We start from the raw sequence: 21,772 nt of genomic DNA on the forward strand, positions 1-21,772 counted from the left end.
TTTGTGCCCCTCAGGAATTTCCTGATTGACACCCCTCCGGGAGACAGTTTACCTTAAAAGCATGAGCGCTTATCGTGTCTTACTCGTGGACGACAGTCCTCAATTTTTGCAAAGCGCCTCCAGCCTGCTGCGCAGCATTCACGGCGTGGAACTGGTGGGCACTGCCGGGACGCTGGCAGAAGCCGTGAAGCAAGCCGAACGCCTTGCCCCTGACTTAATCCTGCTGGACTTAATCCTGCCCGACGGCAACGGCATTGAAGCCGCCCGCCAGATCCGCCAGAACAACCCGCAGGCGAGCATCGTCATCCTTTCCATTTATGACATGAACGATTACCGCGAAGCCGCCGATGCCGTGGGCGTGCTGGATTTCATTCCCAAGCAGGAATTAAGCGAAACCCTCATCCTCTCATGGCTCAACCGCTCTCCCAAAGAGAAGGTGCGGCGGCGGATTCTGGTGGTGGACGACTCGCCCACCATTCGGCGCATGATCATCACTGCCCTCAAACCTCTGGAAGCGGATTTCGAAGAAGCCAGCAACGGGCTGGAAGCGCTGGAAAAGATGACCCTGATGTCTTTTGACCTGGTGACGCTGGATATTAACATGCCCGATATGCACGGCATGGAAGTTCTGCAGTTTATCCGCAAGGTGGATCGCCTGAAAGACCTGCCGGTCATCATGCTCACCACCCGCGGCGATGAAGAGAGCCTGCAGGAAGCCATGAGCCTGGGCGCCAACCGTTACCTCACCAAGCCGTTCAGCCCCTCTTCGCTGTTGCGCACCGTTGAGGAGTTGTGGAAATGATCTCGCCCGACACACCCTTCTCCGACCTGGAAGGCTTCTTCGAAGAAGCCGACGAGCATCTGCAGGGCATCACCCGCCTGTTGCTGGAGTTTGAACAGCGCTACAGCGGCGCGGAGAAAGACCGCCCGCTCAGCGCCCTGGAAAAAGCCCAGCAGGTGGAAAAGATCAACGCCCTCTTCCGCTCGTTCCACACCCTCAAAGGCTTGTGCGGCATGGTGGGCTTGAGCGCGGGCGCCGAACTCAGCCATGCCATGGAAAGCATCCTGCGCGAAATCCGCGAGGGGCATCTGCCGTTCTCCGCCGAACTCATCGGCGCGCTCATCGAGGGGGTCAAACGCCTCACCGTGGTGATTGCCGCCCTGCGCGAGTCCCCGGCTGGCTCACCCGCCATCGAGGACATCCTCCAGCGCCTGCAAGCCTACCATCCTGCCAAAGCCCCCGCGAAAAAACCCGCTACCCCCGCCGAAGAACCCGCCCCTGCCGCCGAGCCACAGGGCAGTGCGAGCGAAAAACTGCTTGCCAGCCTCAACGCCCTGGAAAAAGCCCTGCTGGAAGAGATGAAACAAGCCGGCCTGTCCATCGGCGTGGTGGTGTACGACCCCACCCGCCAGCCCAGCGCGGGGTCGCGCGTCAATCAGGTTCGCGCCTTCCTGGACGAACACGGCAAAATCATCAAAGCCCAGCCCGTCATCGAAAATCAGGTAGTGCGCTTTGCCTTCCTGTGGGCAGGCAAAACCCCGCCCCAAACCCCCGATCTGCCGCCGCTGGACTGGACGCCTCTCTGGGAGCCTGAAGCGACTGCCTCAGTCAGGTCAGCGCCTGCCGAACCTGCTCCCCCTGCCCATGAAGTCCCTGCCGCGCCCGCCGCCCCGCCCGCAGTGATTTCCACCGTCTCCATCCGTGTGGAACTGGCACGCATGGACGCGCTGATGCAGACGGTGGGCGATTTGCTCATCACCCGCTCGCGCCTGCAGGAAATCCTCCCCGACCTGCAGGGCGCGCCGCCTGCCGCGCTCGACCGCCTGGAGCAGATGATTCACCGCATGGGCAGACAGGTGCGCGCCCTGCGCCAGACGGTGGTGCGCATGCGTCTGGTGCCGCTTGCCGAAGTCTTCTCGCGCATGCCCCTGGCGGTGCGCGATATTGCCCTGCAGTCGGGCAAGGAAGTGCAGATGGTTCTCGAAGGCGCCGAGACTGAAATTGACAAATCGCTGGTGGAGCGCCTGCTCGACCCGCTGTTGCACCTGGTACGCAACGCCATCACCCACGGCATCGAAACCCCGCAGGAACGCCTGCAGGCGGGCAAACCTGCCCAGGGCACCATCTGGGTGCGTGGACGTCCCGAAGGCGACCGCGTGGTCATCGAAGTCAGCGACGACGGGCGCGGCGTGGATGTGCAAAAGGTGACCGAGAAAGCCCGCGCGCTGGGCTGGCTGAGCGAAGACCGCGCCCTTAACATGAATGAAGTGCTGGAAATCCTCTGCCGTCCGGGCTTTTCCACCCGCGAGGATGCCGATATGGGCGCCGGGCGCGGCGTGGGCATGAACGTGGTGCTGGAGACCATCCGCCACCTGGGCGGGCAGATGAGCCTGACCAGCGAACCCGGCAAAGGTACTACCTTTGCCCTGCGCCTGCCGCTGACCCTCACCATTCTGGACGCGCTCATCGTGGAAAGCGGCGGCGAACGCTACGCCATCCCCCGCGCGCTGGTGCGCGAAGTCATCGAGATTACCCCCGATGAAGTCACCCGGTTCATGAACAGCACGCTGATTACCCTGCGCGGCAAAGCCGTGCCGCTCTTTGCCCTGCACCGCTTCTTCCAGACCTCACCCGTAAAGCGCAACATCATCCCCGGCATTGTGCTGGGCGATGAAGAATCGCCCGTGTGCTTCATGGTAGACCGCGTGCTGGGCATTCGCGAAGCCGTGATGCACCCCCTTGCCGACCCGCTGGTGCGCACGGCGGGCATCAAAGGCGCAACCGAGATGGGCGATGGCAGTGTCGTCCTCATCGTGGACCCCGAAGAACTCATCTACCACGCCCACCCGCTTTACACCCCTCAGGAGGAGTAGATATGCCCCACCTGGAACCCTACATCCTGTTTACCATCGGCGAGACCACCTACGGCGTGCCTTCCGAGCACATCCAGCAGATGGAGATGATTGAGCAAATCACCCGCGTACCCAACGCGCCCGCCTTCGTGGATGGCGTGGTTTACCTGCGCGGCAAGGTCCTGCCGGTGGTCAACCTGCGAGCCCGCTTTGGACTGGAGCGCATCCCCTACGACCTGCACGCCCGCCTCATCGTTGTCAAACTGGGCGAGCGTCTGGTGGGCATGGCGGTGGACTCAGCCCGCGAGTTCGTCCGCCTGGACAGCGAGCAAATTCAACCCCCGCCGCCCGCCCTGCAAGCCGCCGGCAACCGCTTTATCGCGGGAGTGATTCCCCTTCAGAGTCGCCTGGTGCTGATTCTGAACCTGGAGGAAGTTCTCTCGCCCGACGAAAAAGCCCAGTTAACTCAGGCATGAACTCACCCCAAGAATTGGAGGATTAACCCATGACCGCACAACCCGAACATGATGTCACCCTGGAAGCCGTGTTAAGCACCGCCAACGAAATTTCCGCTTCCTTAAAAGAAACCGTCACCCAGACGGAAGCCATTGCCTCATCGGCGCAACAGTTGAGCGCCAGCATCGAGGAAACCACCACCTCCATCCAGCAGGTGGGCAACATGACCAGCAGTCTGGCAACCGCCACGGTGGAAACCGCCGCCTCGGTGGAGGAAATCTCGCGGGTCAGCCGCAACCTGGCAGATATTGCCGCCGAACTGGCAACCTCGTCTAACCAGAGCGCCGCCTCCATCACCCAGATTTCGGGCAACCTGAAGAGCATTGCCGGCGATACCGACAACCTGGTTTCCAGCGTCAACGAGACCGCCGCCAGTTTGGAAGAGATGAACAAATCGATTCAGAGCGTGGCGCAAAACGCCAACGATCTGGCGGCTTCCACCGAGCAGACCTTTGCCTCGATCAACGAGATGGCGGCGTCCATCGAAGAGGTCAGCGCCACCATGGGCAAGGTAGCGGGTTCGGTGGACGAAATTTCCACCTCGATTCACGAGATGGCTTCCTCAATTGATCAGGTGGCAGGCAACGCCGAACAGATCAGCAATGCTTCCAATCAAGCCGCCGCCGCCGTCCAGCAGTTGGACCGCTCGGTGCGCTCCACGGCTTCGCTGGCAAAGCAGGTCTCCGAAATCATCAGCCGCGCCAGCCGTGACGCCGAAGTAGGCGCGGCTTCGGTGCAGAAATCCATTGCCAGCATGGGAAAAGTGCGTGAAAGCACACAGAACGCCACCAATGTCATCAAGGATTTGGGCAAGCGCGCCGAGGAAATCGGCAGTATCGTGGATACCATCAGTTTGATTGCCGAGCGCACCAACCTGCTTTCGCTGAACGCATCCATCGAAGCCGCCCGTGCAGGCGAGGCGGGACGCGGTTTTGCCGTGGTTGCCGAGGAAATCCGCAACCTGGCAGACCGCTCTGCCAAAGCCACCGCCGAGATTGCCGCCATCATCCGCGCCTTGCAGTCGGCGGCGCAGGAAGCGGTGAGTATAACCGGCGAAAACCTGCGCGTCACCGATGAGAGCGCCAGCCTTGCCGAAGAAGCCGCCCGCGGACTGCGCCAGATTCTCAACGCCTTCAGCGAGACCCATTCCTACATGGATCAGGTCACCCGCGCCACCGAAGAACAGGTGAGCGCCAGCGCCAACGCCCTCAACGAGGTCAACACCGTCAGCCTGCAGGTGCGCCAGATTGCCCAGGCAACCGCCGAGCAGGGCAAAGTAGCGCAGACCATCGTGCTGGCGGTCAACAACGTCAAGAAAGCCAGCGATCAGGTGGTGCAAGCCATGAATGAGCAAGCCACCGCCGCGCGGGAGATTGTGCGCGCCACCCAGGAAATATCCCGCCTGACAGGACTGGTCTCGCGCGCCATGAACGAGCAAGCCCACGGCACCGATCAACTGGTGGCGGCGGAGTCCGTCCGCAAGGGCGCTTTATCCACCGCCCGCGCTTTGCAGGAAATCAACCTGGGCATGGACTTGCTGAACAAAGAGTCCAGCCGCGTGAATCAACTGGTGGGGCAGATTACCAAAGCCTCGTCCGAGCAGGCGGCGGCGACCGCGCAAATTGCCGCGGCGATGGAGAACATCCGTATCAACACCGAGCAGATCAACAAAGCCCTGGGCGAGCAATCTCAGGCGGCGCAGGAAATCAGCACTGCCACCCGCGACATCACCCGCCAGATCAGCCTGATTGCCCGCCTGAACAAGGAACAAACCGACTCGGCGAATTACCTGGTCAGTTCTCTGCATCAAATGGAGCACATTTTGAACAAACCCGCCCGTCCCGCCCGCCGCGCCGCCAAAGAATAAATCTGCACGTTCCAAAGGATGATTATGGACTCGCAACCGCTGGAAGGATTGTTTTCCTCAAACTGGCAGGAACGCCGCCGCGCGGTGGAAGCCCTGATTGCCGCCCAGGACGAAGCCCTCATCCCGCGCCTGCTGGAAGTCATCCGCCAGCAGCACCGCGACATCAATGCCCTCAACGCCGCCCTGCAAATCCTCACCGAGATGCAGTACGACGTCCTGCCCGGCGTGATTGCGCTGAGCGCCGACCCCAACGCCGAGGTGCGTACGTACGCCATGCAGGTACTGGGCAGTCTGCAGGACGAGCGTGCCATCTCAACCCTGATGGGCGCACTGGACGACCCCGACCCTAACGTAGCCTTCAACGCCATCGTCGCCCTGGGACAACTGCGCGCTCTGGAAGCCATTCCCGACCTTGCCCGTCTGGCTCTCAGTGGTAATTTTTATCTGGCATACCCCGCAGTGGAAGCCCTGATTCAAATGGGCACGCCGCTCATCCTGCCGCACCTCCTGGATTTGCTGGACGTGCCCGAACTGGCGCCTGCCGCCGTCAACGCCCTGGGCGAACTGGGCAACACCACCGCCATCCTGCCCATTCTGGACTGGATGAAAAGCCCGCAGGGCGACTGGATAATTGCCCTGCCCGCGCTGGTACGGCTGGCGGAGTGCTGTGGCGAGCGCTACGGACATCAACGCGCGGTGGAAGATTTCATCATCAGCCACCTCGGCACGCTTTTCCCCGAGAAAATCTTCCCTTTCCTCAAACAAATTGCCGAGGGCAGACTGCCTCAGCGCGCTACCCCCACCTACCGCGCGCTGGTGCGGGTATCTGGCTGGTGGCTGGCATCCACCGTCACCCCTGCCGAACAGGAAGTCCTGCGGGATGAAGTACTGCGCGCCCTCTCCCTGTTGCTGGAAAGCCCTTCTCTCCGCGAGGTAGCCATTGAAGCCCTGCGCATGGGCGGCAAGCCCGCCGCGCCTTACCTGCTCTCCACCCTGCGCCATCCCGATCCCGAAGTGTGCATCCTGGGACTGCACGCCCTGGGGCAAGCCGCCAGCAAACAAGCCGTCCCCGCGCTGATTGCCCTGCTGGACGAGGAAGACGAGCGCATCATCTCGCTGGCGGCGGCGGTGCTGGCAAAGATTGGCGACCTGAGTGCCTTCCCCGCGCTGATTCAGCGTTTGGGGCATCCTTCGCCTGCGGTGCGTCAGAACATCATTGCCGCCATCAATTCACTGGGACATCCCGAACACACCCGCCTGGTTTTGCCCCTGCTGGAGAGCGAAGACCCCTGGATGCGCGAATCGGCGGTGCGAACCCTGGGCTACTTTGGCGATCTCGATGCCCTGGAAGCCCTGCTGGCGCGCTTTGCCGAAGAAACCGATGTGGTTCAGCGCGCCATTGTGGAAAGTTTGCCCTACTTTGAAGACGAGCGCGCCACCCAACTGCTGCTGGAATGCACCCGTTCGCCGCGCTTCGCTCTGCGTCAGGCGGCGCTGAGGGCGCTGGCGCATGCCCCCGCCGCCCTGGCGCTCTCCATCCTGCGGGAAGAGATTCACCACCCCGACCCGCGCATCCGCCTGGTTGCCTGCCGTTCGCTTGCCGCCCTGCGCTCGCCGATTGCCTTTGAGGACTTCGTCCACCTCACCAGCGACGAACACCCCGCCGTGCGCGCCTTTGCTGTGGAAGCCCTGGGCGCCTACCTGAACCGCCCGCTGGCAGACATCCTGCGTCCGCGCCTGGACGACCCCGAACCCGATGTCGTCCTGCGGGCAGTGCGCCTGCTGGGCGAACAGGAAGATGCCGCGGCAGTGCCACTGTTGATTCAGGCAAGCCGTTCCACCCACCCCGAAATCCGCCGCGAAGCCATTCACGCCCTGGGGCACTTTGATGACGAGGCGGCCATCGACCGCCTGAGCGAACTGGCGCACCATCCCGAAACGCGCGAAGACGCCCTGCAAGCCCTCTCTGCCACCGGCGACGAGCGCGCCGCTCTGATACTGATGGACTTCCTCAACCCCTTTGAAACCCGTGAAAGTGCCATCCGCGCCCTGGTGCGCATGGGCGACAACAGTTTGCCCCTGCTGGAGCGCACCCTCTACTCGCCCATCCTGCCGCTGGCAGTGCGTCTGGCTCTGGTGGAGGTGTGCCACCGCCTGCACACACTCCCCGCCATCGAAACGCTCATCCGCTTCGTTCAGCACCCGCACGCCGAGGTGCGCCTTGCCAGCACGCTGGCACTTCTGGATTTGGGTAGTGAACGCGCCATCCCCATCCTGCGTCAGATGGCGCGCGTGGAACTCAACCCCGCCCTGCGCCGTCTGATGAACCGTTTCCTGCAACCCCTGGCTTAAGGGAGGACAGGCATGGCGTCATTGCTGGGTGAAACCATTACCCTTCCGGAGGACCTCTTCGCCCTGCTGAGCGAGTTGATTCGCCAGCATCTAGGGCTGGAGTATCCCCCCGACAAGCGTTCCATCCTGCAGGACCGTCTCTACCCCCTGCTGGTGGAAGAGGGCATGGACTCGTTCTTTGACCTGTACTACCTGCTCAAGTACAACGGGGGCAACGAGACCTTGTGGAAGCGGGTACAGAGCGCCCTGGCAGTGCGCGAAACCTACTTCTGGCGCGAGGTGGACCAAATCCTTGCCGCCGCCAACTACCTCATCCCCGCTTTGCAGGCAGAAGCGCCCGGGCGCACGGTGCGGGTGTGGCATGCCGCCTGCGCTTCCGGCGAAGAACCCTACTCGCTGGCGATGGCGCTCAGTGAAAACGGCGCGGTGGACTGGGAACGCCTGGAAATCATCGGCACCGACTTTGACGAAACCTCCCTGAATATCGCCCGCCGCGGCGTGTACGGCATGCGCTCGTTTCGCGTGCTTCCCGCCCACCTGCGGGAAAAATACTTTACAGAAGTGCAAAGCCAGCACTTTCAAATACACGAAAAGTTTCTGAAAAAGGTACAATTTAAATACCTCAATTTGATGGACGAAGCAGGCATGCAGGGCATGCAGGACTTTGATTTCATCTTCTGCCGCAACGTCTTCATTTACTTTGATATTCCCTCCATCACCCGCACCGCACAACACTTTTACGAAGCCCTGCGCAACCCTGGGTATCTCTTCCTCGGCGCCGCCGAAAGCCTTCTGCGCATTCCAACGCGCTTTGAACTGCGCGAACTGCACCGCGCTTTTGTGTACGTCAAACAGGAAAAAGAGGAAACCTAGAGAAAGATGAACACCAGACCCATTCGCGTATTGGTTGTGGATGACTCGGCATACATCCGTAAAGTGGTCAGCGAGATGCTCTCCCGCGACCCGCTGATTCAGGTGGTGGGTACCGCCCGCAACGGCAGAGACGCGCTGGAAAAGGTGCAAGCCCTCCAGCCCGATGTGGTCACCCTCGACCTGATCATGCCCGAACTGGATGGTATTGGATTCCTGAAAGAGCAGATGAGGCGCCGCGTCCTGCCCATCATCGTGGTGAGCATTGCCAGCGAAAACGGCGAACTGGTGGTGCAAGCCATGGAGAACGGCGCGGTGGACTTTGTCCAGAAACCCACCGCCCTGGCTTCGGAGCGGGTGTATGAGATCCAGGAAGACCTGATTGCCAAAGTCAAGACGGCGGCGAACATCGAACCTGCCCGTATTTCCACTTCCATCAGCATCCCTGCCGCGCCCATTGCCGCCCCTGCCGAGCGCGCCGGTAAAGTGGATGCGGTGGTGCTGGGCATCTCTACCGGCGGACCGCAAGCCCTGGCGCAGTTGATTCCCGCCCTGCCCGGTGATCTGCCCGTGCCAATGGCGGTGGTTCTGCACATGCCCCCGGGTTACACCGCCCTGTTTGCCGCCCGCCTGAACGAAATCAGCCGCCTGGAAGTGCTCGAAGCCGCTGAGGGCGACGAGATGCGCCCCGGCAGGGTCCTCCTCGCGCCCGCCGGACAGCACCTCACCCTGCGGCGCACCCCCGAGAGCCGCGTGGTGGCGGCGCTCAGCCTGCGCCCGCTGGATACCCCGCACCGCCCCTCGGTGGACGTGCTCTTTAAATCGGCGGCAGAGGTGTACGGCAGCCGCCTGCTGGGCATCGTCATGACCGGCATGGGCAACGACGGCACCTCCGGCGCCGCCTGGATTAAATCTCAGGGTGGCACGGTCATTGCCGAAGCCCGGGAATCCTGCGTGGTGTACGGCATGCCGCGTTCGGTGGTGGAAGCCGGTCTGGCAGATTTCTCCGTGCCTTTGCAGGGCATGGCAGAAGCCATTTTGAAAATGATTTAGAAAGGGAGCGCTCCAGAACAGCATGACCCGAATCCTGCTGATTGACGACTCGCGTTACGCCCGCAGTACCCTCAAACAAGCCCTGGGAGAGGGCTACCAGTACCTCGAAGCCGCCGATGCGCTAAGCGGGCTGGAACTGTACTTTCTGGAAAAACCCGAACTGGTCATCCTCGACCTGACCATGCCCGGCATGAACGGACTGGAGATGCTGGCACAGTTGAAAGCCATTGAGCCTGCGGCAAGGGTCATCGTCTGCTCGGCAGACGTGCAGGAATTCAGCCAGCAGGAAGCCCTGCGCCTGGGCGCGGCGCGCTTCCTTGCCAAGCCCATTGCGCCGGAGCACCTGCGCACAGCAGTTTCCGAAGTGTTAGAAAGAGAGGCGTAAATGCACTTATCCCCCGAACAGATGGACACCCTGACCGAGATGGTCAACATCGGCTTTGGACGTGCCGCCGCTTCGCTCTCGGCGCTGGTACATCAGCGCATTGTACTGCGCGCACCGGAGATCGCCCTCTACCCGCTGGAAGACCTGCCCCATCAACTCAACTTCCTCAGTCCGGAAGTGACCTCGGTGCACCAGATTTTCAGCGGCGCGCTCAACGGCGATGCCATCCTCCTGCTGGATTACGACAGCGCCTCCATTCTGGTCAACCTGCTCACCGGCGAACCGCCCATCCCCCGCCCGCTGACTTCCTCCGACCGCGAAGCCCTGACCGAAATCGGCAACATCCTGCTGAATGCCTTTGTCGGCACCCTGGGCAACCTGCTCAAGGTGAAGATTTTCTTTGCCGTGCCGCGCCTCAACATCGAAGCCGTCCATGAGATGTTACAAACGCTCAACATCGGCGGCAATGAGATTCGCTATACCCTGGTGGTGAAAACCTACTTTGAGACCAGCGATGGCAGTGTCAGCGGCTATGTGGTGATGATTATGGGACTGGAATCGCTGGAGCGCCTCAGCGCCGCGCTGAACCCCGCTCCCGAAAGTGCCGGGTAAACCGCCATGATTGGATTTCTGACCCTTTCCCCCGACCTGACCATCACCCAGTGGAGCGAACCCCTGGCGCACCTCACCGGCAAGACTGAAGAGGACGTGCTGGGGCGCAACCTCTTTGACCTTTTCCCCGAACTGCGCACCCGCGGCGTGGATGTCGCCGTTCACCATGTCCTGGAGACCGGTGCGCCTTTCTTCCTTTCCCACACCCTGCACCGCAACATCCTTCCGGCGGCAAATGGCGCGGCGGTGATGCAGAGCGGGCAGGTGTACCCGCTCTTCAAAGGCGAGGAAGTGGTCGGGGTGATTATGACCGTGCAGGACGTCAGCGACCGCGCCGCGGTGGAAGAAGAACTGCGCCAGACCATCCGCCTCCTGCAAGCCCAGAACGACATCCGCAGTGCCCTGCTGGACGAGGAAACCGGCGCACTGGAGCAGACCATTGTCCAGCAAGCCCTGACGGTCAGCGATGCCGTGCTGGTGCATCTGTACCTCTACGAGGGTGAGCAACTCAGTCCTGCGGCATCTGCCAGCCCCGACAGTCAAGCCACTGTGCTTCCGCCGGAGCCGCCCCTGCTGGTGCAGGAAGTCTTTCAGCAGGGTGCGCCTTTGCACATCCTCAACGCCTTTGCCACCCCCGGCTACCGCCCCTTCCACCCGCAGACGCAAGCCGCCGTGGCACTGCCGCTGAGCGCCGAGGGACATGTTCAGGGCGTTTTATACCTGGAAAGCACCCGTGCCGCCAGTTTCCTGGGCGAAGCCCGTCAGCGCCTGCAAGCCCTGGCAGGTACCATTGCCCATACCCTGCATACCCGCGCTGTGCGCCGCGCCGAACGGCGGCGCATGACAGAACTGAGCGCCCTCAACCGCCTCTCTGCCGCCCTGCAAAAAATCACCTCTCCCGAAGAAGTCCTGCCGCTGGTGCTGGAACACAGCGCCCAGGCCCTCAACGCCAGCGGCGGGCTCTTGTTAATTCCGCAAAAAGACCCCCTGGGACTGCGCGCCCATTTCGGGCTGGGCGCGTTGCAGTCCTGCGCCGGTATGCTCTTGCCTCTTGAAGACTCCCTGTGCGCCCAGGTGTATCACCTGCGCAACGCCCTGCTGGTCTTTGACCTTTACGCCGCTCCCGGCGCCGAGCCAGCCCTGAAAGAGACTCTCCGGCACGCAGGCCTGCCGGCTCCCTCGGCGGTGTGCCTTCCGGTTGTCGTGCAGGGAGAAGTCGCCGGGATTTTCCTGCTGGTTTCCACCCCGCCGGCGCGCTACCGCGCCGCCGACAGCGAACTGGGGCAGACCCTGGCGCGCATGGGCGCAGGCGCCATCGAACGCCTGCGCTGGCAAACCCAGACCCTCCAGCACGTCCGGCAACTGGCGCAGGTCAACCGCATCAGCCAGCGCCTTGCCGCCTGCCTGGACCCCCAGCGGGCTTTCCAGACCACCGTGGAAAGCCTGGTGGACGAACTGGGCTATCCGTTGTCTGCCTTCTTCTCGCTGGACTCCCAATCCGGAGAACTGCTCCTGGAAAGCGTGCACAGCCTCGCTCCATCCCCGGAACAGCCCGGCAAACGCTACCCGGCAGACAAGGGCATCGTCGGGGTGGTGTTGCGCACCGGCAAAACCTACCTGTGCAACCAGTGCCGCACCGATCCGCACTACCAGCCCTGGAACGGCTTCAACCCCGGCTCGGAGATTTGCGCGCCGGTGGTAGTAGGCGAGGAAGTGCGCGGCGCCCTGCTGGTTGAGTCGCCCCAGGAAGAAGCATTTTCCCTCACCGACCAGGACCTTGTGGAAGCCATTGCCGCGCAGTTGGGGGTTGCCTGGAGCAACGCCCTGCGCTTCCAGGCAAGCGAGCGCGCCGCTCGCCGCCTGGACCTTATCAATCAAGCCAGCCAGCGCCTCACCTTCAGCCCCAGCCTCAAGACGGTTGCCGAGGTGGTGCTGGACGTATGTTTTGCCATGCTGAACGCCCACAAAGGCGGGGTCTATCTGGTGGAAAATGAGGGCGCCCTGCGCCCGCTGGCGTTGCGCGGGGTTTCCAGAGCAGTGGAAAAATCCCTGCAGGAAAAACCGCTCAGCGTGCATACCGGGCTGTTCAGCACCGTGTACCGCACGCGCCGCGCCGTCTTCATCCCCGACGTGAAGAACGACCCGCGGGTGGTGTTCATCCCCGGCTACACCGGCGAACAGATTTACTGCTTCCCGCTCATCTCCGGCAACCGCGTGGTGGGCATGGTGGACGTGGACGCCATCCCCGCCGATGAAGAGACCATGACCCTGTTGCACACCTTCTTCAGCCGCATTGGCGCCGCCCTGGAGAACATCCTGCTCTACGATCAGACCGTGCACCTCTCCCAACAGCGCGCCATGCTCCTGAACGTCTCCACCCAGTTAGCCACCGCGCTGGACCTGCCCACCGTGCAAGCCGAGATTCTCGTCAGCGCGCAAAGTGTGCTGGAGACGGATGTGGTGTGGCTGTTTTCCATCTCCCAAAACATCTTTACCCTGCTGGCGGGGCATCCGCCTGTCTGGAAAGCAGGCAATGTGATTCTTCAGCCGGGGATTTCCATGCCGGTTAGTCACAATCCCATTTTGTCACAGGTGCTGGAAGAGAAAAAGATTCAAATTGTCAACCGCGGGGATACTCCCAACACCCTCTTGCAAAACAAAGGGCTGGAAACGATGGTGATTGCCCCCCTGCTGGTGGGCGAAGACCCCATCGGCTTGCTGGTGTGGGGAAGCCGCCAGCCCAACTTCTTTGCCGAGGATGACAAACTCACCCTCATTCAGGGCGTTGCCAATCAAGCCGCCATTGCCCTGCACCGCGGCATGCTCAACCAGCGCCTGCAACGCCATGCTGAAGAACTGGCGGAGATGGTGGAAGAGCGCACCGCTCAACTGCGCGCCGAAAAAGAGCGCACCCAGGCGGTGCTGGATGCCGCCGGAGAGGGCATTTTCGTCCTCGACCCGCAGGGCGCTTTCCTGTACTGCAACCCCGCCTTTGAAAGCATCACCGGCTATTCGCTGGTGGAGTTGCAGGTAGGCTCGCCCTGGCGCTGGCTGGACGAGAACGAGGGCAACCTGTTTAAGACCTACCAGAACCGCGAAATTCTCTCCACCCGCTGGGAGAAGGAAATCCACGGCTGGCGGCGTAACGGCGCGCCCTTCGACGCCATCCTCACCCTCACCCCCGTCCATGACGAGGACGGCAACGTCATCAAGCATGTCGGCACATTGCAGGACATCACCCGTCTGAAGGAACTGGACCGCCTGAAGTCGCAGTTTGTCTCCAACGTCAGCCACGAACTGCGCACCCCGCTCACCAGCATCAAACTCTACGCCGAACAACTGCCCACTGCCAGCGCGGAGCGCTCGGCGCGCTACCTGGCGGCACTGCAACGCGAAACCGCCCGCCTGGAAGCCATGGTGGAAGACCTGCTGACCATCTCGCGGCTGGACCTGGGCAAAACCCGCATCCAGATTTCCGCCCTGCCGCTGGCGCCCTTTGTCCAGCAGATTGTCGAAGACCGGCGCATGCTGGCACACAGCCGTGGCTTGACCCTGCACTTCCAGCAGGATAAACACCTGCCGCCGGTAGCAGGCGATGAACGCTTTGTCATGCAAATTGTCACCAACCTGCTCACCAACGCCATCAACTACACCCCGGCAGGCAGGAACATCTTTATCAGCGTGCGGCACGACCCGCAGGAAGCGGGCTTCCTGCGCCTGACCATCGAGGATGAAGGCGTGGGCATCCCGCCGGAAGAAATGCCCCACCTCTTTGAGCGCTTCTTCCGCGGCAGTGCCGGCAGGAAACTGCAGGTGCCCGGCACCGGCCTGGGACTGGCAATTGTCAAGGAAATGGTGGAGCGCCTGAACGGCAAAATCCACATTGAAAGCGAAGTGGGCAAAGGCACAAAGGCAATCGTCTGGTTGCCGGTCTGGAAGGATGAGCATTAAACGCGATGGTGTTGATGAAACCCTGGCCCTTTGAGAGCGATCTGGCGCAAATCTTCCTCTCGTTCTGCGAGCGGGTGCCTTTTGGCATCATCCTCACCGACCGCGCCCTGCAGATCGTCCACCTGAACGGCTGGGTGAGGGAGCATCTTGCCGAAAAAGACCGCGAATTGGAAGGCGCCCCTCTGCTCCATCTGCTGGATGCCAGCGCCGAAGAGTATGTCCTGCCGCGCTTCCAGGACACCCTGCAAAACGGCACGCCCCAAACCCTGTCCACCCGCTTCCACCCTGTGGTGTTTCGTCTGTTGAGCCAGTCCGGCGCGCCTCTGCCGCACTCGGTAACCCTCTTACCCCTCTACGACCGCGATGCCGTCAGCGGCGTGCTGATTCTCATTCAGGATGCCAGCGAACGCCTGCTCAGCGAACACGACCTCAAGCGTGAAATTGCCAAACTGAAAACCCTGCAACAAATTGAAACCTCTCTGCGCACGCTGGATTTCGAAGCCTGCCTGCGCATTATCGTTCAGGAAGTGCGCCGTTTCTTCGAAGCCACCTTTGTCACCCTGCTCTTGCGCCAGGAGAACACGCTGGTACTGGTGGCATCCGATGGCGTGGAGAAGGAAACCTTCGCCAAAGGCGAGGTGGTAGTGCGGGTAGGCGAGGGCATCTCCGGCTGGGTAGCCGCGCATGCCCGCCCGGCGCTGGTGCACGACGTATCTCAGGACCCCCGCTACTACAACCTCATCCCCACCACCCGCTCGGAGATGGCGGTGCCGCTGATGGTCTCGGGCGAGTGCATCGGCGTGCTGGATGTGGAAAGCGAGCGCCTGCACGCCTTCAGCCGTCAGGACCTCGACCTGCTGGAACTCATCGGCGGCGCCGCCGCCACCGCCCTGCATAACGCCCGCATTCATGGCGAAGTCCAGCGCTGGCAAACCTACTACCGCGCCGTCATGGATCAGACCGGCGATGTAATTTACACCGTGGACCGCGATTTGAAACTGGTCAACGCCAACGCCGCCTGGGATGCCTTTGCCCTGCAAAACGGCGGCGAACGCTGGCTCTCGCACCTGTTGCAGGGACGTTCTCTGCTGGATGCCTTTCAAGGCGCCGAGCGTACGAAATGGGAGCGCATCTGCCGCAACCTGCTGGACGGGACGATGAAAGGCTACCGCGAGGAAATCCCCTGCCATGCACCCTGGAAGGAGCGCTGGCTGGCACTTCAGGCAAACCCGCTCTACGATGCCGGCGGGCAAATCAACGGCATCATCTTCAGCACCCACGATATTACCGATTACACCCTCACCGCCCGCCGCCTGCAGGAAACCAACCGCCGTCTGGAACTGCTGGTGCAGTTTGCTTTTCTGCTCAATCAGAACCTCAACTACGAAGCCATTCTCGGGCAGGCGGTGCAAAAACTGGCAGAGATTTTCCGCGTGGATGCCGTGACCGTGCTGGGTAAACATCCCCGTGATGAGGCATACCGCCTGCTGGCGGGATACGGCATCAGCGAACAACACCGCCAGACCTACACCCTTACATCCGCTCGGGCGCAGGAAGTTATTCAATCTTTTGGAGCTACTGGCGCAGTGTATAATCTAAGCACCCCGAACAAGACCACCCACTGGCGCATCTACCAGCAGGAAGGGTTTGAGGGCGTGCTGTTCACCGCCCTGTACGTCAAAGGCGAGGTGCTGGGCGCAATTTTCCTGTTCACCCGCGACCTGGCGCGCAAATTTACGGCAGAGGAAAAAGAACTGCTGGAAGTCATCGGCGCGCAGATGAGCCTGGCGCTGGCGAACGCCCTGTCCTTCCGCGAACAGCAAATCCTTGCCGAACTTGACAGCCTGACAGGCATCTATAACCGCCGCAAGTTCTTTGAAATTGCCGCCGCCGAACTGGAGCGTTCCGCCCGCTACCTGCGCCCCTGCGCCCTGTTGATGATGGACCTGGACCACTTCAAGGAATACAACGACACCTTCGGGCATCAGGCCGGCGATCAACTGCTTGCCGAACTGGCGCAGACCTTCAGGCGCTCCCTGCGCGAATTCGACACCCTGGCGCGCTACGGCGGTGACGAGTTCATCCTGCTCCTGCCCGAGACCACGCAGGACAGCGCCCTGCGGGTGGCAGAACGCCTGCTCCGGCGGGTGCGCGAGAAGAATGCCGGAATTCCCGAACCTCACGCCATTCCGCTTTCGCTGTCCATCGGCATTGCCTGTTTCCCACAGCATGCCCGTGACCTTGGCTCTCTGCTCAAATGTGCCGATGAAGCCCTCTACCGCGCCAAACAAAACGGGCGCGACCGCTACGAGATTGCCCTGCACGGAGGTGAGAATGAGCATGCTCAGCCCTGAACGCCCCACCCGGATTCTGCTCGTTGAGGATGATGGTTCTCTGCTCGAGGTAGTGCGCGACATCCTGAGCGACGCCGGGTATCACGTCATCACTGCCGCCAACGGCGAGGAAGCCCTGCAAGCCTTTCGGCAGGCACATCCCGACCTGATTCTCTCCGACATCATGATGCCGGTGATGGACGGCTTTCAACTGCTGGAAGCCGTGCGCCAGATGGAAGCGGGCATGCTCGTCCCGTTCATCTTCCTCAGCGCCCGCACCGAGCGCTACGACACCTCCAACGCCCGCCGTCTGGGCGCCGACGATTACCTCTTCAAGCCCTTCAGCGCCGATGAACTGCTTACTGCGGTTGAAGCCCGTCTGCGCCGCCGCGAGCAGATCTCGCTCTTCTCCACCCGCGAAGCCCACCTGCAAACCGTCATTATGCTGGCGTCTGCCATTGAGGAACGCGATGTCACCACCAGCGGGCATGTGGACCGCGTGCGCTCGCTGGCGCTGGAGTTTTCCGATTACCTGGGCTGGTCGCCGGAATTAAAGATGATCCTGGAGATTGGCGCACTTTTGCATGATATTGGTAAAATAATTGTACCGGAACAGATCCTGAACAAACCAGCACCCCTTACCGCCGAAGAAATGGAAGTGATGAAGCGGCATCCTGCCTCGGGGGCACGCATCCTTCAAGGAGTTCATCACCTGGCGCCCGCCGCGCCTTACATCCTCTACCATCACGAACGCTGGGATGGAAAGGGCTATCCGCATGGGCTTAAAGGGGAGGAAATTCCCATCGAAGGGCGTTTCCTGGCGCTGGTGGACGCTTACGATGCCATGACCAGCGACCGCCCCTACCGCAAGGGCTTGCCCCGCGAACGCGCCATGCAAATCATCCGCGAAAACCTGGGAACGCAGTTTGACCCCGATTTGGGACAGCGCTTTCTGGAGATGCTGGAGGAAAATGTTCAGTTTTGAGGGAGGGAAGAAATGGCGAAAATCCTGATTGTGGACGACTCATCCTACGCGCGCACCCTGCTCAAACGCGCGCTGGAAAAAGCCGGGCATGTGGTGTGCGAAGCCTCCAGCGGCATGGATGCCCTGGAACAACTGCCCACCTGCCAGCCCAACCTGGTGACCATGGATTTGCTCATGCCGGGCATGGAAGGGCTGGAACTCATCGGTCACCTGAAAGCCATGCAACCCTCGTTGAAAGTGATTGTCATCACCGCCAATATTCAGGACGAAACCCGCAAAGAACTGATTCAAGCCGGCGCGGACGCCTTCCTGAACAAACCCGTCTCCCCCGACGTGCTGGTGAACACCGTCTCTTCGCTTTTATAATCGGGCACTACGACCATGAAGGCGGACAATTTGCTCTCCCCCGCTGAACAGGACGTCCTGCAGGAAATGATGAACATCGCCAGCGGGCGCGCCGCTGGCACGCTTTCGGGGATTCTGGGGAAACGCATTGAAATGTCGCTGATTGAGGTTGCCGCGCTGGATCGCCAGGGCATCTTTGATTTTCTGGATGAAGAACTGGGCGTCGTCGGTTCGGCGGTGGAACAGCGTTTCAGCGGCGGCTTGACCGGTACTTCCATGGTGATGATGGACTACCAGTCCTGCAGTCATCTGGTGCAACTGCTGGGCGGTGAAGCCCTGGAAAGCGCTTCCCGCGACGTCAACGAGCAGTCCATCCTCTACGAGGTGGGCAACATCATCCTCAATTCCTGTGTAGCCATGCTGGGCAAGCAAACCGGACGGCGCATGCACTTCAACCTGCCGCGCGTGTACTACAACCTGCGCGGACACGCCATTGCCGAAAACCTCACCAGCCCGGCAGACCCCAACATCTATGCGGTTGCCATGAAAAGCGCCCTCACCGTGGGCGAGATCAACTTTCACATTCACATCCTCATCTTCCTCATCCTGCCCCTTAACAACCTCAAAGCCATTCTGCACGCAGCCCTGAACGGTTAACTCGGGCGAAGAGATTTTTCCTGTTTGGGGTTATAATCTTCAGCGTTGTCTGGATGGTAACAGACAGGCGCGATTTCTTCTTACAGGAGAACTTCCATGGCAACCCCATCCTCTCGTCCAGCCATGCCGGAAGAGATTGCCTTCGTCTGGCATGCGCTTTCTCCCAACGAAACTCTGCAAAAGCTCAACACTGCCGAACACAGCGGCTTGAGCAGTGAGGAAGCCGCGCGCCGCCTGGCACAATACGGCGCTAACGAACTGGCGGAAAAACCCCGCCCGACCTTCCTGCAACTGCTCATCGCCCAACTGAACAGTTTTGTGGTTATTCTGCTCATTGTGGCGGCGGGCATCTCCGCCGTGCTGGGGGAATGGGTGGAAGCCGGCGCTATCCTTGCCATTGTGGTGCTGAACGCCGTGCTGGGGGTGGTGCAGGAAAGCCGCGCACAGGAAGCCCTGGCGGCGCTGAAGAAAATGGCGGCGCCCGAAGCGCAGGTTCTGCGCGACGGCAAACGCCTCTCTATCCCGGCGCGCGAACTGGTGCCGGGCGACATCGTCTTCCTGGAAGCGGGTAACTACGTCCCCGCCGATGTACGCCTGCTGGAAGCCGTTAACTTACGGGTAGAAGAAGCCGCCCTCACGGGCGAATCGGTGCCGGTGCAGAAGAGCGCCGCCGTGCTGATGGCGCAGGACGCTCCCATCGGTGACCGCAAGAACACCGCTTACATGGGCACGGTGGTTTCTTACGGGCGCGGGCGCGGCGTGGTGGTTGCCACCGGCATGCGCACCCAACTGGGCATGATTGCCGACATGCTCCAGAGCATGGAAGAAGAGCAAACCCCGCTCCAGCGCCGCCTGGATGAACTGGGCAAAACCCTGGGCTGGGGCGCGCTGGCGGTGTGCGCGCTGGTCTTCGTGGTCGGTCTGGTGCGCATGCTCGGCACCGATGGCTTCCAAATTCAGCAGGTGGTGGATTTGTTCATGATTGCCGTCAGCCTGGCCATTGCCGCCGTGCCGGAAGGCTTGCCCGCCATTGTCACCATCAGTTTGGCGCTGGGCATGCGCGAGATGGTGCGCCGCCATGCCCTCATCCGCAAACTGGCTTCGGTGGAAACGTTAGGCTCCGCTACCGTTATCTGCTCGGATAAGACCGGCACCCTCACGCAAAACGCCATGACCGCCACCCGCCTGTGGGTGGACGGCAAGACCTTCGAGATTACCGGACAAGGCTACAACCCCGAGGGCGAGTTCCGCCTCAACAGTCAGCCGGTGAATTTGAAGGATTACCCCGCAGTGACTACTGCACTGTGGGTGGGCGTGCTCAATAACGATGCCATGCTGGAGCAAATTGGCGAGAACGGCAAGTCTGCCTACCGCATCATCGGCGACCCCACCGAGGGCGCACTGCTGGTTGCCGCCGCCAAGGCGGGTATTCTGCAGAAGGAACTGACCCACACCTACCCGCGCGAGCAGGAAGTGCCCTTCGACTCGTCCCGCAAGCGCATGGTCACCATCCACGAAATCGAAGAGGTCATCCCCGAAGACAGTTCGCCCATCTACAACCACGAGAAACGCCACTGGTACGCCATTGCCGTCAAGGGCGCGCCGGATATCGTCCTCAACCTGTGCACCCACTACCAGCGCAGTGATGACACCCCTGCACCGCTGGATGACGCCATGCGCGCGCAAATCCTTGCCGCCAACGACGCCATGACGTACGATGCCCTGCGCGTGCTGGGGCTGGCATACCGCCTGGTGCCGGTTCTACCCGAAGAAATCGAAAGCGAAGAACTGGAGAAAGACCTGATTTTCGTCGGACTGATCGGCATGATTGACCCCGCCCGTCCCGAAGTTCAGCCCGCCCTGGAAAAAGCCCGCACCGCGGGCATCCGCACCATCATGATTACCGGCGATTACCCCAACACCGCCCGCGCCATCGCCGAGAGCATCCATCTGCTCCGCCCGGGGCATCAGGTGCTGACCGGCGCGCAGTTGAACGAGATGGACGACCAGACCCTCATCCGTGAGGTGGAGCGCACCGATGTCTTCGCCCGCGTCTCGCCGGAACATAAAATGCGCATTGTGGACGCCCTGCGCGCCAACGGCGAGGTGGTTGCCATGACCGGCGACGGCGTCAATGACGCCCCCGCCATCAAGCGCGCCGATATCGGCGTCTCCATGGGCATCACCGGCACCGACGTTGCCAAAGAAACCGCCGACATGGTGCTGACCGACGACAACTACGCCAGCATCGTGGCGGCAATTGAGCAGGGGCGCATCATTTACAGCAACATCCGCAAGTTTGTGTACTACCTGCTTTCCTGCAACCTGGCGGAGATTGCCATCATCTTCCTTTCCACGCTCTTCATGGGGCGCTCGCCGCTGACGGCCCTGCAGTTGCTGTGGCTCAACCTGGTCACCGATGGCGCGCCGGCGCTGGCGCTGGGCACCGAAAAGGGCGATCCGGATATCATGCATCAGCCCCCGCGCCCGCCCAAAGAACCCATCATCAACCGCTTTATGCTTCAGGGCATCGTTTTCCAGACCCTTGCCATCACCGCTACCACCCTGCTGGCGTTCTGGATTGGCTCTACCGACCCGCAACACGTGCATTACGCCGAGACCATGGCGTTTGTCACCCTGAGCGTCTCCGAACTTCTGCGAGCCTACACAGCGCGCTCCGAGTACTACCCGTTGGTCAAAATCGGCGTGTTCACCAACCGCTGGATGAACCTGGCAGTGCTGTCTTCGCTGGCGCTCATCCTGGGGGCGGTGTATGTACCGTTCCTGAACAACGTGTTTGATACCGAGCCGCTAGGCTGGGCGCAATGGGTGGAAATTCTGCCGCTCATCCTTATCCCCTCGGTGGTGGCTGAAGCCACCAAAGTATCTTTTGCGCCGCACCGCAAGAAAACCTCCTGAGGGATTTGCCGGAAATGCTTGCGGCGGCGCGCGTTGCGCCGCCGCTTTTTCTTGGGGATACGCCCCACACCTGC

General features: G+C 61.4%; 15 protein-coding genes. All 15 read left to right on the forward strand.

What is annotated here, in order from left to right:
* The first annotated feature begins 61 nt into the window (after positions 1–61).
* Positions 62–802 (forward strand): response regulator, encoded by a 741-nt coding sequence (locus ANT_RS17770; protein WP_013561478.1) that lies wholly within the window; start codon positions 62–64, stop codon positions 800–802.
* Positions 799–2,874 (forward strand): chemotaxis protein CheA, encoded by a 2,076-nt coding sequence (locus tag ANT_RS15520; protein ID WP_013561479.1) that lies wholly within the window; start codon positions 799–801, stop codon positions 2,872–2,874. Before ANT_RS17770 ends, ANT_RS15520 begins: the two co-directional genes overlap by 4 nt.
* 2 nt (positions 2,875–2,876) lie before the next feature.
* A complete protein-coding gene (locus ANT_RS15525) occupies positions 2,877–3,329 on the forward strand; it encodes a chemotaxis protein CheW (protein WP_013561480.1) in 453 nt (150 codons plus the stop codon).
* Positions 3,330–3,358: 29 nt separating this feature from the next.
* Positions 3,359–5,236 (forward strand): methyl-accepting chemotaxis protein, encoded by a 1,878-nt coding sequence (locus ANT_RS15530; RefSeq protein WP_013561481.1) that lies wholly within the window; start codon positions 3,359–3,361, stop codon positions 5,234–5,236.
* A 24-nt stretch (positions 5,237–5,260) separates the two neighbouring features.
* On the forward strand, positions 5,261–7,588 hold the full coding sequence (locus tag ANT_RS15535) for a HEAT repeat domain-containing protein (RefSeq protein ID WP_041455098.1): 2,328 nt from the start codon (positions 5,261–5,263) through the stop codon (positions 7,586–7,588).
* Between the two features lie 12 nt (positions 7,589–7,600).
* Positions 7,601–8,461 (forward strand): CheR family methyltransferase, encoded by an 861-nt coding sequence (locus ANT_RS15540; protein ID WP_013561483.1) that lies wholly within the window; start codon positions 7,601–7,603, stop codon positions 8,459–8,461.
* A gap of 6 nt (positions 8,462–8,467) precedes the next feature.
* The gene (locus tag ANT_RS15545) at positions 8,468–9,511 is read left to right on the forward strand and encodes a protein-glutamate methylesterase/protein-glutamine glutaminase (RefSeq protein WP_013561484.1); all 1,044 of its coding nucleotides are present in this window, start codon (positions 8,468–8,470) and stop codon (positions 9,509–9,511) included.
* Between the two features lie 22 nt (positions 9,512–9,533).
* On the forward strand, positions 9,534–9,896 hold the full coding sequence (locus ANT_RS15550; RefSeq protein WP_013561485.1) for a response regulator transcription factor: 363 nt from the start codon (positions 9,534–9,536) through the stop codon (positions 9,894–9,896).
* Positions 9,897–10,508 (forward strand): chemotaxis protein CheC, encoded by a 612-nt coding sequence (locus tag ANT_RS15555; protein ID WP_013561486.1) that lies wholly within the window; start codon positions 9,897–9,899, stop codon positions 10,506–10,508.
* Between the two features lie 6 nt (positions 10,509–10,514).
* A complete protein-coding gene (locus ANT_RS15560; protein ID WP_013561487.1) occupies positions 10,515–14,459 on the forward strand; it encodes a GAF domain-containing protein in 3,945 nt (1,314 codons plus the stop codon).
* A gap of 14 nt (positions 14,460–14,473) precedes the next feature.
* Positions 14,474–16,813 carry a diguanylate cyclase gene (locus ANT_RS16720; RefSeq protein ID WP_172634639.1) on the forward strand — a complete coding sequence of 780 codons (2,340 nt, stop codon included), beginning with the start codon at positions 14,474–14,476 and terminating at the stop codon, positions 16,811–16,813.
* A complete protein-coding gene (locus ANT_RS16725) occupies positions 16,794–17,777 on the forward strand; it encodes an HD-GYP domain-containing protein (protein WP_049784924.1) in 984 nt (327 codons plus the stop codon). Before ANT_RS16720 ends, ANT_RS16725 begins: the two co-directional genes overlap by 20 nt.
* Positions 17,778–17,789: 12 nt before the next feature.
* Positions 17,790–18,143, forward strand: coding sequence for a response regulator (locus ANT_RS15580; protein ID WP_013561490.1), 354 nt, complete (start codon positions 17,790–17,792; stop codon positions 18,141–18,143).
* Positions 18,144–18,158: 15 nt separating this feature from the next.
* Positions 18,159–18,779: a chemotaxis protein CheC gene (locus ANT_RS15585; RefSeq protein ID WP_013561491.1), complete on the forward strand. Its 621-nt coding sequence runs from the start codon at positions 18,159–18,161 to the stop codon at positions 18,777–18,779.
* A 96-nt stretch (positions 18,780–18,875) separates the two neighbouring features.
* Positions 18,876–21,698: a cation-translocating P-type ATPase gene (locus ANT_RS15590; protein ID WP_013561492.1), complete on the forward strand. Its 2,823-nt coding sequence runs from the start codon at positions 18,876–18,878 to the stop codon at positions 21,696–21,698.
* The last annotated feature ends 74 nt before the right edge of the window (positions 21,699–21,772 follow it).

The organism is Anaerolinea thermophila UNI-1, assembly GCF_000199675.1.
GTDB lineage: Bacteria > Chloroflexota > Anaerolineae > Anaerolineales > Anaerolineaceae > Anaerolinea > Anaerolinea thermophila.